Source organism: Agromyces arachidis (assembly GCF_052805135.1).
Genome location: NZ_JBRBDK010000001.1, coordinates 609,760 through 622,979 on the forward strand (window position 1 = coordinate 609,760; position 13,220 = coordinate 622,979).

10 protein-coding genes are annotated in these 13,220 nt (G+C 71.3%); 5 read left to right on the top strand and 5 right to left on the bottom strand.

Annotated elements, in window-relative coordinates; genetic code table 11:
• Nucleotides 1-67 precede the first annotated feature (67 nt).
• Nucleotides 68-2,536, top strand: coding sequence for a DNA gyrase/topoisomerase IV subunit A (locus ACUY4T_RS02930; RefSeq protein WP_446017386.1), 2,469 nt, complete (start codon nucleotides 68-70; stop codon nucleotides 2,534-2,536).
• A 51-nt stretch (nucleotides 2,537-2,587) separates the two neighbouring features.
• Here the strand turns inward: ACUY4T_RS02930 and ACUY4T_RS02935 are convergent, their stop codons facing one another.
• Nucleotides 2,588-4,666, bottom strand: coding sequence for a DNA gyrase/topoisomerase IV subunit B (locus tag ACUY4T_RS02935; RefSeq protein WP_446017387.1), 2,079 nt, complete (start codon nucleotides 4,664-4,666; stop codon nucleotides 2,588-2,590).
• A gap of 146 nt (nucleotides 4,667-4,812) precedes the next feature.
• Between ACUY4T_RS02935 and ACUY4T_RS02940 the strand changes: the two genes are divergently transcribed.
• A complete protein-coding gene (locus tag ACUY4T_RS02940; RefSeq protein ID WP_446017388.1) occupies nucleotides 4,813-5,049 on the top strand; it encodes a DUF7455 domain-containing protein in 237 nt (78 codons plus the stop codon).
• Nucleotides 5,050-5,111: 62 nt separating this feature from the next.
• Here ACUY4T_RS02940 and ACUY4T_RS02945 read toward each other — a convergent pair whose 3' ends face one another.
• From ACUY4T_RS02945 to ACUY4T_RS02960, 4 genes are all read right to left on the bottom strand, one after another.
• Entirely contained in the window at nucleotides 5,112-5,843 is a 732-nt protein-coding gene (locus ACUY4T_RS02945) for a type 1 glutamine amidotransferase (protein WP_446017389.1), read from the bottom strand.
• Nucleotides 5,840-7,096: a Mur ligase family protein gene (locus tag ACUY4T_RS02950; RefSeq protein WP_446017390.1), complete on the bottom strand. Its 1,257-nt coding sequence runs from the start codon at nucleotides 7,094-7,096 to the stop codon at nucleotides 5,840-5,842. Before ACUY4T_RS02950 ends, ACUY4T_RS02945 begins: the two co-directional genes overlap by 4 nt.
• A gap of 7 nt (nucleotides 7,097-7,103) precedes the next feature.
• Nucleotides 7,104-8,576: an RNA polymerase sigma factor gene (locus ACUY4T_RS02955; RefSeq protein ID WP_446017391.1), complete on the bottom strand. Its 1,473-nt coding sequence runs from the start codon at nucleotides 8,574-8,576 to the stop codon at nucleotides 7,104-7,106.
• A 188-nt stretch (nucleotides 8,577-8,764) separates the two neighbouring features.
• Nucleotides 8,765-9,679 (bottom strand): proteasome assembly chaperone family protein, encoded by a 915-nt coding sequence (locus tag ACUY4T_RS02960; protein WP_446017392.1) that lies wholly within the window; start codon nucleotides 9,677-9,679, stop codon nucleotides 8,765-8,767.
• Between the two features lie 88 nt (nucleotides 9,680-9,767).
• Here ACUY4T_RS02960 and ACUY4T_RS02965 point away from each other — a divergent pair, with 88 nt between their 5' ends.
• The 3 genes from ACUY4T_RS02965 to ACUY4T_RS02975 form a co-directional block, all read left to right on the top strand.
• On the top strand, nucleotides 9,768-11,237 hold the full coding sequence (locus ACUY4T_RS02965) for a leucyl aminopeptidase (RefSeq protein ID WP_446017393.1): 1,470 nt from the start codon (nucleotides 9,768-9,770) through the stop codon (nucleotides 11,235-11,237).
• A gap of 94 nt (nucleotides 11,238-11,331) precedes the next feature.
• Nucleotides 11,332-12,705, top strand: coding sequence for a dihydrolipoyl dehydrogenase (gene lpdA, locus ACUY4T_RS02970; RefSeq protein WP_446017394.1), 1,374 nt, complete (start codon nucleotides 11,332-11,334; stop codon nucleotides 12,703-12,705).
• A 67-nt stretch (nucleotides 12,706-12,772) separates the two neighbouring features.
• Nucleotides 12,773-13,220 (top strand): biotin/lipoyl-containing protein (locus tag ACUY4T_RS02975; RefSeq protein WP_446017395.1); only part of this gene is annotated, 448 nt, incomplete at its 3' end.

The following is a 13,220-nucleotide window of genomic DNA, read 5'->3' on the forward strand; positions in this document are numbered from 1 at the left end:
CACAGGACCCGGGGCGCGGTCCCCGTTCCCCGCGCGTGCCCCGGCACGCCCCGCGCAGAGACGACGAATGAGCCCAGGCAAGAACGAGCCCCCCGCCACCCCCATCGCAGAACGCATCGACGACGTCGACGTCGCCGAAGAGATGCAGGGCTCGTTCCTCGAGTACGCGTACTCGGTGATCTACTCGCGAGCGCTGCCCGACGCGCGCGACGGCCTGAAGCCCGTGCAGCGCCGCATCCTCTACATGATGAGCGACATGGGCCTGCGGCCCGATCGCGGCCACGTCAAGTCGGCGCGCGTCGTCGGCGAGGTCATGGGCAAGCTGCACCCGCACGGCGACTCGGCGATCTACGACGCCCTCGTCCGGCTCGCGCAGCCGTTCACGCTCCGCGTCCCGCTGGTCGACGGCCACGGCAACTTCGGCTCGCTCGACGACGGCCCGGCCGCAGCGCGCTACACCGAGGCGCGGATGGCGCCGCCCGCGATGTCCATGACGGACGACCTCGACGAGGACGTCGTCGACTTCGTGCCGAACTACGACAACTCCCACCAGCAGCCCGAGGTGCTGCCCGCGGCGATCCCCAACCTGCTCGTCAACGGCGCGAGCGGCATCGCGGTCGGCATGGCGACCAACATGGCGCCGCACAACCTCGTGGAGGTCGTCGCCGCGGCGCGCCACCTCCTCGAGCATCCGGAGGCCTCCCTCGACGAGCTCATGGAGTACGTCCCCGGCCCGGACTTCCCCTCCGGCGGCACGATCGTCGGCCTGGCCGGCATCCGCGACGCGTACGCCACCGGCCGGGGTTCGTTCAAGACCCGCGCCAAGGTGAGCATCGAGCAGCTCACCGCGCGCAAGACGGGCCTCGTGGTCACCGAGCTGCCCTACCTCGTCGGTCCCGAGAAGGTCATCGAGAAGATCAAGGACGGCGTCAACGCCAAGAAGATCACCGGCATCGCCGACGTCACCGACCTCACCGACCGCAATCGCGGGCTTCGCCTCGTCATCGGCGTGAAGACCGGCTTCAACCCCCAGGCCGTGCTCGAGCAGCTGTACCGGCTCACGCCGCTCGAGGACGGCTTCAACATCAACGCCGTCGCCCTCGTCGACGGGCAGCCGCAGACGCTCGGGTTGCGCGAGCTGCTCGAGGTGTACCTGGCCCACCGGATCCGGGTCGTGACCCGCCGTTCCGAGTTCCGGCTCGCGCGCCGCCGCGAACGACTGCACCTGGTCGAGGGACTGCTCATCGCGATCCTCGACATCGACGAGGTCATCCAGGTCATCCGGACGAGCGACGACGCGGATGCCGCGCGCGGGCGCCTGATCGACGTGTTCGACCTCAGCCGGCTGCAGGCCGAGTACATCCTCGAGCTCCGGCTCCGACGCCTGACCAGGTTCTCGCGGATCGAGCTCGAGGCCGAGCGCGACCAGCTGCTCGCCGAGATCGCCGACCTCGAGGACCTGCTCGGCAGCGACCTGCGGATCCGCGCGATGGTGGGCGACGAACTGGGCCGCGCCGCCGACCTGTACGGCTCGCCGCGACGGACGATGCTCACCGAGGCCAAGGTGCAGCCGAAGACCCGTCGGGCGGTCGACCCGGCGGAGCTGCAGCATGCCGACGTGCCGTGCCGCGTGATCCTCAGCGCGACCGGGCGCATCGCCCGCATCGATGCCGCCGACGGCGCCGACGCGGTCCAGCTCACTCCCCCGACGCGCCGGGCGAAGCACGACGCCGTGCGTTCGGAGCTCGCGACCACCAGCCGCACCGAGATCGGCGCCGTGACCTCGGCCGGACGACTCATCCGGTTCTCCCCGCTCGAGCTCCCCGTCCTGCCGTCGAACTCCGTGCACCTGGCGGCCGGGGTGAAGGTCGCGGAGTACCTCGCCCTCGCCGATCGCGACGAGAAGGTCCTCGCGATCGTCTCGCTCGACTCGTCGCAGCCCATCGTGCTCGGCACGGAGCAGGGCGTGGTCAAGCGGGTCTCGCCCGGCAACTACCCCAATCGGCCCGATTTCGAGGTGGTCTCCCTCAAGCCGGGCGACCGCGTCGTGGGCGCATCGCAGGGCGGCGACGACGACGAGCTGGTGTTCGTCACGAGCGACGCCCAACTGCTGCACTTCCCGGCATCCGCGGTGCGCCCGCAGGGGTGCCCGGCCGGAGGGATGGCCGGCATCAAGCTCGCCGCGGGCCGGCGCGTGATCGACTTCCAGTCGATCCCGCGGGCCGACGTCGACGACGCGGTCGTCGTCACCGTCGCCGCAGCCAGCGACACGCTGCTCGGGGCCGATCCCGGCGCGGCCAAGGTCACCGCGTTCTCCGAGTACCCCGGGAAGGGCCGGGCGACCGGCGGCGTGCGCGCGCACCGGTTCCTGAAGGGCCAGGACGCCCTCGCCGTCGCCTGGGTGGGCCGAGGTCCGGCTCACGGCCTGGCCGCGGACGGCTCCGTCCGCGCGCTGCCGGAGGTCGGGGGCAGGCGAGACGGTTCCGGGCAGCCCCTCGAAGGCCCCGTCCAGGCGGTGGGACGCGGCATCCGCTGATCCCCCGCGTGGCCGCCCCGTCCGCGAATGCGCGAGCGGGGCGGGCCCCGATCAGGCGTCGATGCGGTCGCGGGTGAGCGCCGCAGCGCTGTCGACGATGAACTCCTTCCGAGGCGCGACCTCGTTGCCCATCAGCAGCTCGAAGACGCGCCCGGCGTTCTCCGCGTCGGCGACCCCGACTCGACGCAGCGTGCGGTGCCGCCGGTCCATCGTGGTGGTGGCCAGCTGGTCGGCATCCATCTCGCCGAGTCCCTTGTATCGCTGGATCGGGTCCTGGTACTTCTTCCCCTGCTTGCGCAGGGTCGCGAGCACGCCGCTCAGCTCGGCCTCGGAATAGGTGTAGATCACCTCGTTCGGCTTCGACCCCGGGTTCATGACCACGATCCGGTGCAGCGGCGGGACGGCGGCGAACACGCGGCCGTCCTCGATCATCGGACGCATGTAGCGGAAGAAGAGCGTCAGCAGCAGGGTGCGGATGTGGGCGCCGTCGACGTCGGCATCGCTCATGATGATGACCTTGCCGTAGCGTGCCGTGGACAGGTCGAACGTGCGCCCGGAACCCGCCCCGATGACCTGGATGATGGACGCGCACTCGGCGTTGCTCAGCATGTCGGCGATGCTCGCCTTCTGCACGTTGAGGATCTTGCCCCGGATCGGCAGGAGCGCCTGGTGCTCGCTGTCGCGCGCGAGCTTCGCAGTGCCGAGCGCCGAGTCGCCCTCGACGATGAACAGCTCGCTCTGCGCGACATCCGTCGAGCGGCAGTCGACGAGCTTCGCGGGCAGCGACGAGGTCTCGAGGGCGTTCTTGCGCCGCTGCGTCTCCTTGTGCGTGCGGGCGGAGATCCGCGCCTTCATCTCGGAGACGATCTTCTCCAGCAGCAACGAGGTCTGCGCCTTGTCGTCCCGCTTGGTCGACGCGAACCGCTCCCCCAGCGCCTTCTGGACGACGGAGGCCACGATCGACCGGACGGCGGGCGTGCCGAGCACCTCCTTCGTCTGGCCCTCGAACTGCGGTTCGGGCAACCGCACCGTGAGGACCACGGTGAGCCCGGCGAGGACGTCGTCCTTCTCGACCTTGTCGTTGCCGGCCTTGAGCCGGCGGGCGTTCTGCTCGACCTGCTGCCGGAGGAACTTCAGGAGGCCCTGCTCGAAGCCGGCCTGGTGCGTGCCGCCCTTGGGCGTCGCGATGATGTTCACGAAGCTGCGCGACACCGTGTCGTACCCCGTGCCCCAGCGCAGGGCGATGTCGACGTGGCAGTGCCGTTCGACGTCGGTGGGGATCATCGCGCCGTGGTCGTTGAGCACCGGGACGGTCTCGGTGAAGCGTCCGTCGCCCGTGAGTCGCCAGATGTCGGTCACCGCGCCGTCGACGGCCAGGTGCTCGACGAACTCGGAGATGCCCCCGTCGAACTGGAACCGATGGGTCTCTGGCTCCTCGCCGCGCTCGTCGACGACCGAGATCGCCAGGCCGGGAACGAGGAAGGCGGTCTGGCGAGCGCGGTTCAACAGCTCGTCGAGCTGGAACTCGGCGCCCTTCGTGAAGATCTGGGGGTCAGCCCAGTACCGCACCCTCGTGCCCGTCACGCCCTTCGCGACACGCCCGGCCCTGCGGAGCTCGCTCGACTGCTCGAACGGCGTGAACGATGCGGTGGGCGACGGCGTCCCGCGGTCGTCGAAGACGCCCGGCTCACCGCGGTGGAACGACATCGCCCAGGTCGCTCCGCCGCGGTCGACCTCGACGTCGAGGCGTTCGGACAGGGCGTTGACGACCGAGGCGCCGACGCCGTGCAACCCGCCCGACGCCGAGTACGAGCCCGAGCCGAACTTGCCGCCCGCGTGCAGCTTCGTGAACACGACCTCGACCCCGGAGAGCCCCGTCTTCGGCTCCACGTCGACGGGGATCCCGCGAGCACGGTCGCGCACCTCGACGCTGCCGTCGCGGTGGAGCACGACGTCGATCGTGCCGCCGTGGCCGGCGAGCGCCTCGTCGACCGAGTTGTCGATGATCTCCCACAGGCAGTGCATGAGCCCGCGGGAGTCCGTCGAGCCGATGTACATGCCCGGACGCTTGCGCACGGCCTCGAGGCCTTCGAGCACGGAGAGATGGCGGGCGGAATAGTCGGAGCTCACGTCGCACAAGCCTACTGAGGGCCACCCCGGATGCCGGACAGGCGCTTCGCGCTGAGCGAAATGCGGGGCCGCACGGAAGCTTCGCAGCATCCGGCGTGTTTTCATTGATGCAGACAGATCGGATCGTGAGCTACGGAGGAGGCGCCATGAACCAGTACACCGACACCGCCGGTGCAGTCGACGAGATCGACACCCCTCACGAGCTCACCGCCCTCGACCGGTGCGACGCCTGCGGCGCGCAGGCCTACATCCGAGTGGTCGTCTCGAGCGGCGAACTCCTCTTCTGCGCCCACCACGGCCGCAAGCACGAGGAGAAGCTGTCGCAGATCGCCCACAGCTGGCACGACGAGTCGAGCCGGCTCCTCACCGACACGCGCGACTGAGCGCGTCCCCGACACCACGAACGCCCCGGAGCTCCTCCGGGGCGTTCGTCGTTGCGGATGGCTCAGGCCGGAGCCACGCCGACGGCACGCAACTGCGCCTGGCGCGCGACCTCCGCGTAGCGGTCGACCTCCACGGCGTGCACCCCGGGCGCGTACGCGAGGCCGGCCCGTTCGCACATGCGCTCGAGGATCGCGTCGGCCAGCCGCGGATTCTTCGCGAGCACGGGGCCGTGCAAGTGGGTGCCGATGACGTCGCCCATCCGGACGCCCTCCTGGCCCGAACCGCGTCCGTTGCCGGTTCCGGCGCGCACGCGCCCGAGCGGCGAGGCCTCGGCGCCGATGTAGTCGCGCGCGTGGTTCTCGAACCCGACGAGCTGGCCGATCCGGGGCATCTGGACGACGAGGTCGCCGGTGACCCGTTCGGCGCGGGGCACGCCGCGCCCGGCGAGCACGCCCAGCCCCTCGACGGTCGTGCCGTCGGCCCGCTCGATCCCCCAGCTCAACAGCTCCCAGCCGGTGCCGACTGCGAGGATCGGCACGCCCTCGGTGCCCCATCGCCGGAGTTCGTCGACCAGGCCGAGCAGCCGCTCGCGGACGACGGTCAGCGAAGCGTCGCTCCCGGAGCCGAGCACGACCGCGTCGACGCGCTCGGGCAGGTCGGCCGCCGTCTCCACGGCGACCACGCGGGCGTCGAGACCGGCCCATCGTGCGCGCGCGGCGAGCACGGCGGCGTTCTCGGCGTCGCCGTTGGTGTTCTGCAGCGAGGGCAGCAGGGAGACGATCGTGAGGGTCATTCCGCTCCCGTGAGTCCGAGGTGGGCGCGCGTCCGGCGCATCGAGTCGGCGGAGAAGACGATCGTCTTCACGCCCGAGGTCGGCGCTGGCGCGGCGAGGAAGTCGTCGAGCGCCCGCGACAGCTCCGGCTCGACGCGATCGATCGCGACGCCGTCGTAGGCCAGCATGAGCGCGGCTTCGGCGGCCTTCGACCCGCTCACGATCGAGACCCGCCCGAGCGACGAGGCGTCGGCCGGCCAGAAGTACGAGGGGTCCCGCACGTCGGAGCCGATCGCGAAGAGGATCTGCTCCGTCCCGGGCGGGATGCTGTCGACGTTGAGCTGGTAGCTCGCCGGGTTCTGCACGAGGACGAAGTCGACCTCCTGCCCGCGGACCGTCACGCGCTCGCCGCGACCGAAGACCGCCGGAATCGAGCCCAGCGCCTCGGCCGCGGTAGCGGCGGAGAAGCGCTCGCCGAGCACCTGCTTCGCGGTCGCCCATGCTGCCGCCGCATCCACGGCGTAATGCGTGCCACGCGCCGGCAGGCCCACGGGGACGGATACCGCACCGTCTGCGAGCACGGTCGACGCACCGTCGACGGCGGAGACGACCACGCCCTCCTCCGGGGCGAGCCGGACCCGGCTCGTCTCCGTGTGGCCGAGCCCCCTCGGCGCGGCCGCGAGGACGGACTCGGAGACGCCGAACCGGCGGACGGCGACGCCGGGCCGCAGGTCGGCCGCGAGGCGGAGCAGGTAGCCGTCGTCGGCGTTGACCACGACCGCCTCGTGCGCGCGGTCGGCGATGCGGGCGAGCATTCCGGCGACCATGTCGGAGTCGTGGAAGCGGTCGATCTGGTCGACCATCACGTTGGTGAGCGTGACGACGCGCGCGTCCACGCCCTGCATCACGAGCGCCCCGTGGCCCTCGTCCATCTCGAGGACCGCGACGTCGCCCGGCACGCGGCCGCGCCAGTCGGCCTGCTCGAGCAGCGCGGAGGTGAGCCCCTGGCTGATGTTCGCCGTGGAGGGGTTGGTGAAGACCTGCTCCCCGTGGGCGCGGAGGATCGCGACGAGCATCTTGGTCGTGGTCGACTTGCCGCTCGATCCGGACACGACGACGAGGCCCTGCGGGAATCCGGAGAGCGTGGAACGGAGGTAGCCGGGGGCGATGCGGTTGACGATGAGGCCGGGCACCGCCGAACCGCCGCCCGGCTTGCGCAGCCGGGCGGCGATCCTCACGAGCCGGCCGACGAGGATCGCCGGCGCGTACTTCACCGGCGGCCTACTCGAGGTAGTCGCGCAGCGACTGCGACCGGGACGGGTGGCGGAGCTTCGCCATCGTCTTGGACTCGATCTGGCGGATGCGCTCGCGGGTCACGCCGAAGGTGTCGCCGATCTGGTCGAGCGTCTTCGGCATGCCGTCTCCGAGGCCGAAGCGCATGCGGATGACGCCGGCCTCGCGCTCGCTCAGCGAGTCGAGCAGCGACTCGAGCTGCTTCTGCAGCATCGTGAAGCCGACCGCGTCGGCCGGGACGACCGCCTCGGTGTCCTCGATCAGGTCGCCGAACTCGCTGTCGCCGTCCTCGCCGAGCGGCGTGTGCAGCGAGATGGGCTCGCGGCCGTACTTCTGCACCTCGATGACCTTCTCGGGGGTCATGTCGAGTTCCTTCGACAGCTCCTCGGGCGTGGGCTCGCGGCCGAGGTCCTGCAGCATCTGCCGCTGGACGCGTGCGAGCTTGTTGATGACCTCGACCATGTGCACCGGGATGCGGATGGTGCGGGCCTGGTCGGCCATCGCGCGCGTGATCGCCTGGCGGATCCACCAGGTCGCGTAGGTCGAGAACTTGAAGCCCTTGGTGTAGTCGAACTTCTCGACCGCGCGGATGAGGCCGAGGTTGCCCTCCTGGATGAGGTCGAGGAACTGCATGCCGCGGCCGGTGTATCGCTTGGCGAGCGAAACCACGAGGCGCAGGTTCGCGCCGAGCAGGTGGCTCTTGGCCCGCTGGCCGTCGCGCGCGACCCACTGCAACTCGCGGCCGAGCTGCGACTTCTTCTCGGCGTCGGACATGTGCGACAGCTTCTCTTCGGCGAACAGGCCGGCCTCGATGCGCATCGCGAGCTCGACCTCTTCGGCCGCGTTCAGCAGCGCGACCTTGCCGATCTGCTTGAGGTAGTCCTTGACCGGGTCGGCCGTCGCGCCAGTGATCGTGGTCGAGTAGACGGGGATCTCGTCCTCGTCGTCGGACGCACGCAGCACCAGGGCGCCGGTCGGGTGCGGCTCGACGGGGATCGGCTTGGCCTCCTCCTCGTCCTCCGCGGGGGCCGCGGCCTCAGCGGCCGCGTCGACCGCCGCCTCGGCGGCGTCCGGAGCGGCGTCGTCGAGCTCGGCGGCCTCGTCACCGTCGGCCGCGGCGGCCGACTTCGACTTCGACGACTTCGCGGTCGACGACTTGGCCGTCGACGCGCGGGGGGTCTTCGACGCGGTCGTCGCCCGCTTGGGCTTGGCGGCGGCGTCCGACTCGGCAGCGGCGGACTTGGCCGCGGGGGCCTTCGCGGCGGTCTTCGCCGCGGGCTTGGCCGCGGCGGTCTTCCTCGTCGTGGCGGCGCGCTTCGGGGCGGCGGCGCTCGCCTCGACCTCGTCGGTCGCCGCCTTGGTGGCCTTGGATGCCATGCGTATGAACCTCTTCCTCGCCGTCGCGCGCGGTGTCCGAGCTCGGACACGCGGAGAACGTCGCGATCCGGCGATTTCGGACACGATGAGGACCCATGTCAAGTCCGCGCGGTGTGCGGCGCGAGCCACACGGCGGACCAGAACGGGTCCTTCCCCCATTATACAGGTACGGAAGCGTCATCCGTCCCGCGACTCCGCCGGAATCGGGCGCTCCAGCCCCTCGACCACCACAACGCCGAACGCGCGGCAGACATTCCCGGCGAGGCCGCGGGTCAGCCCGGTTCGTCGTCGCGATGGCGTCGCGCCGCGAGGAACTTCTCCAGCTCGGCGGCGATCTCGTCGGCCGACGGCGGCTCGCCGTCCTCGTCGGTGAGGGGCGACCGCAGCGACGTGCCCTCCATGTAGGCGTCGTGGCGCTCCTCGAGCGCATGCACGAGCTTGGCGAGCTCGCCGTTCTCGGCCACCTGCTCGTCGATCCTCGCGACGAAGTCGCGCCCCTGCTCCCGGAGCGCGTCCGTCGGGAAGATGCGGCCCGTCGACGCGCTCACCGCCTCGAGCGCCGCGACGGCGGCCGAGGGGTACTCGGCGTCGGCGAGGTAGTGCGGGACGAGCAGCACGAAGCCGGTGGTCGGGTGCCCGCGCTCCTGGAGCCGGTACTCGACCAGGTGCAGCGCGTTGGCCGGCACCTGCGTCGTCGGGCGCCACACCGACATCGCCTCGACGAGGTCGTCCCGGGTGCCGCTCACGGTCACCCCGATGGGGCGCGTGTGCGGCACGGGCATCGGGATCGAGTTGATCCACGTGGTCGAACCGACCGCGAGCCGCTCGATGAGGTCGAGGACCGCCGCGCAGAACCGTTCCCATCGGAAGTCGGGCTCGAACCCGGTGAGCAGGAGGAACGGCTGGCCGAGCTCGTCGCGGGCCAGGTCGAGCGCGAGCCGCGGCGGCCGGTAGTCGGTGAGGTGGTCCTCCTCGAACATGATGATCGGCCGGCGCGCCCGGTAGTCGAGCAGTTCGTCCGCATCGAACGTCGCGACGACGGTCGTCTCGAGGGTGGATCGCAGGTACTCGGTGGTCTGTGCGACGCCGCCCCCGGCGTCCGCGAATCCCGTGAGCCCGGCGACGAGGGGAAGGCCGGGCGGCACCTCGACCTCGGCGAGCTCGTACAGGGAACGGGGATCGTGCATGCTTCAAGGCTACTGACGTCGCGGGCGCGGCCGGGCCGATCCCGGACGGCGCCGGGCATGCCCTCAGCGAACACCTACGATCGAAGGCATGCCCGCTCCCCTCCTCGAACTCAGCAGCACCGTTCCCTCCGACGTCGACGCCCTGGTCGTGTTCGCCCGACGCGGCGCCGAGGGGGCGGAATCGCTCGCACCGGCCGGCTTCGAGTGGGTGGGTGCCGCCCTCGCCGCACTCGGTGCGAAGGGCGTCGCCGACGAGGTCGTCCGGCTCGTCGAGCCGCGCGAGCCCGGACGGGTCGTCGCGGTCGCGGGCCTCGGCGACTCGGCCGACGCCGCCGCCCTCCGCCTCGCCGCCGGGGCCGGCACCCGCGCCCTGCCGTCCTCGACGGCGATCGTGGTGTGCGCGCCCGCCGACGCGGACGCGGACGAGACCGCTGCGGCGCTCGAGGGCGCGGGGATGGGAGCGTACGCGTACACCCGCTACCGGGACGTGCCGTCGGGTGCCGAGCGGATCGTCCTGCACACCGGTCACGATGCCGGAGCCATCCGCATCGACCGGGTCCGTGCCACCGTCGCCGCGGTCGCGCGGACGAAGGACCTGGTCAACGACGCGCCGAACGACCTGCCGCCCGCGGCGCTCGCCGAGCTGGCGGCGGAGGCCGCGTCGGCCACGGGGATCGACGTTCGCGTGCTCGACGAGTCCGAGCTCGCCGACGAGGGGTTCGCCGGCATCCTCGCGGTCGGCGGCGGGTCGTCGCGCCCGCCGCGGCTCGTCCGGCTCGACTACTCCCCTGCCGCGGCATCCGTGCACCTCGCGCTCGTCGGCAAGGGCATCACCTTCGACTCGGGCGGCCTGTCGCTGAAGCCCGGCGCGTCGATGGTCGGGATGAAGTCGGACATGGCCGGCGCTGCGGCCGTGCTCTCCGCGATGGTCGCGCTCGCCGAGCTGGAGGTCCCGGTTCGCGTGACCGGATGGCTCTGCCTCGCCGAGAACATGCCCTCCGGCGATGCCGCCCGCCCGAACGACGTCATCCGGATGAAGGGCGGCACGACCGTCGAGGTGCTGAACACCGATGCCGAGGGCCGGCTCGTGATGGCGGATGCGCTCGCAGCCGCGAGCGAGGAGCAGCCCGACGCGATCGTCGACGTGGCGACCCTCACGGGCGCCCAGGTCGTCGCGCTCGGCAACCGCATCTCGGGGCTGATGGGCGACGACGACCTGGTCGACGCGGTGCGACGTGCAGCGGATGCCGCCGGCGAGGCCGTGTGGCCGATGCCGCTTCCGGCCGACCTGCGTCCGCTGCTGAAGTCCGACGTCGCCGACCTCGCCAACACCAAGCTGGGCACGGTGGTCCCCGGGATGCTGCTCGCCGGCGTGTTCCTGCAGGAGTTCGTCGGGCGCCGCGAGGGCGAGGATGCGGCCCGGATCCCGTGGGCGCACCTCGACATCGCCGGCCCGTCGTTCAACACCGGATCGGCGTGGGGGCACACCGGTCCGGGCGCCACCGGGGCGGCCGTCCGCACGCTCGTGGCGCTGGGCGAGCAGCTCTCCGCCAGGTAGTAAGGTCGTAGGGGCGATCACCGCCCGTGCAGCCTGCCCGGCCACCAGCCGGGCAGTTCTCGCCGCAGATCCGACGCGCAAGGGAGATTCCGGTTTGTCCGAGCAGAACTTTGACCTCGTCATCCTCGGAGGCGGCAGCGGAGGCTACGCGGCCGCGCTGCGCGCCGTCCAGCTCGGCCTCAGCGTGGCCCTCGTCGAGAAGGACAAGCTCGGCGGCACGTGCCTCCACCGAGGCTGCATCCCGACGAAGGCCCTGCTGCACGCCGCCGAGATCGCCGACAACTCGCGCGAGTCCGCGAAGTTCGGCGTGCGCTCGACGTTCGAGGGCATCGACGTCCCGGCCGTGACGAAGTACCGCGAGAGCATCGTGGCGAGCAAGTTCAAGGGACTCCAGGGTCTCGTGAAGGCCCGCGGCATCACCGTGGTCGAGGGCGAGGGGCGCCTCGTCTCCGCGAACACCGTCGAGGTCGGTGAGCAGCGCCTCGTCGGCAAGAACGTGGTGCTCGCGACGGGTTCGTACTCGCGCTCGCTCCCGGGCCTCGAGATCGGCGGACGCGTCATCACCAGCGAGCAGGCCCTCGAGCTCGACTTCGTGCCCCAGAAGGTCGCCATCCTCGGCGGCGGGGTCATCGGCGTCGAGTTCGCGAGCGTCTGGAAGTCGTTCGGCTCCGACGTGACGATCATCGAGGCGCTCCCCCACCTCGTCCCGAACGAGGAGGAGTCGATCTCGAAGCAGCTCGAGCGCGCGTTCCGCAAGCGGGGCATCGACTACAAGCTCGGCGTGCGCTTCCAGGGCGTCACCCAGCACGACGACGGCGTGGTCATCACGCTCGAGAACGGCGACACGATCGAAGCCGAGCTGCTGCTGGTCGCGGTCGGCCGCGGGCCGGTCACCGCGAACCTCGGCTACGAGGAGGCGGGCGTCACGATCGACCGCGGCTTCGTGATCACCGACGAGCGCCTCAAGACGAGCGTCCCGGGCGTGTACGCCGTCGGCGACATCGTCCCGGGACTCCAGCTCGCGCATCGCGGCTTCCAGCAGGGCATCTTCGTCGCGGAGGAGATCGCGGGCCTCAACCCGATCGTCGTCGAGGACGTGAACATCCCCAAGGTCACCTACTGCGAGCCCGAGGTCGCCTCGATCGGCTACACCGAGGCCAAGGCCGCCGAGAAGTTCGGTGCCGACGAGGTCTCCTCGTACGAGTACAACCTCGCCGGCAACGGCAAGAGCCACATCCTCGAGACCAGCGGCTCCATCAAGGTCGTCCGCGTGAACGACGGACCGGTCGTCGGCGTCCACATGATCGGCGCCCGCGTCGGCGAGCTGATCGGCGAGGCCCAGCTGGCCGTCAACTGGGAGGCGTACCCGGAGGACATCGCTCCCCTGCTGCACGCGCACCCCACGCAGAACGAAGCCCTCGGCGAGGCGTTCCTGAAGCTGGCCGGCAAGCCGTTGCACGCGCTCTGATCCCGGTCCGCCGAAACCCGACTGCAATAAGCTAGAACGCGTCACACGCTGTGAAGGAGACAAGCGCATGAGCGAATCCGTCAGCCTCCCGGCACTCGGTGAGAGTGTCACGGAGGGCACGGTCACCCGCTGGCTGAAGAACGTGGGAGACCGTGTCGAGGTCGACGAGCCGCTGCTCGAGGTCTCGACCGACAAGGTCGACACCGAGATCCCCTCGCCGGTCGCCGGTGTCATCGAGGCGATCCTCGTCCAGGAGGACGAGACCGTCGAGGTCGGCACTGCGCTCGTCACCATCGGTGACGGCAGCGGCGCCGGCGCCGAGGCCGCCGAGTCGGCGCCCGCCGCGGAGGCCGCACCCGAGCAGGAGGCCGCTCCCCAGGAGCAGGCCGCGCCCCAGCAGGAGGCCGCTCCCCAGGAGCAGGCCGCGCCGCAACAGGAGGCCGCTCCCCAGGCGCAGGCTGCTCCCCAGGAGCAGGCCGCGCCCCAGCAGGAGGCCGCTCCCCAGGAGCAGGCCG

What these genes read in the sequence shown, in the direction of transcription:
- ACUY4T_RS02930 (WP_446017386.1), top strand. Translation starts at nt 68, where the DNA reads ATGAGCCCAGGCAAGAACGAGCCCCCCGCCACCCCCATCGCAGAACGC.
- ACUY4T_RS02940 (WP_446017388.1), top strand. Translation starts at nt 4,813, where the DNA reads ATGAACCAGTACACCGACACCGCCGGTGCAGTCGACGAGATCGACACC.
- ACUY4T_RS02945 (WP_446017389.1), bottom strand. Translation starts at nt 5,843, where the DNA reads ATGACCCTCACGATCGTCTCCCTGCTGCCCTCGCTGCAGAACACCAAC.
- ACUY4T_RS02960 (WP_446017392.1), bottom strand. Translation starts at nt 9,679, where the DNA reads ATGCACGATCCCCGTTCCCTGTACGAGCTCGCCGAGGTCGAGGTGCCG.
- ACUY4T_RS02965 (WP_446017393.1), top strand. Translation starts at nt 9,768, where the DNA reads ATGCCCGCTCCCCTCCTCGAACTCAGCAGCACCGTTCCCTCCGACGTC.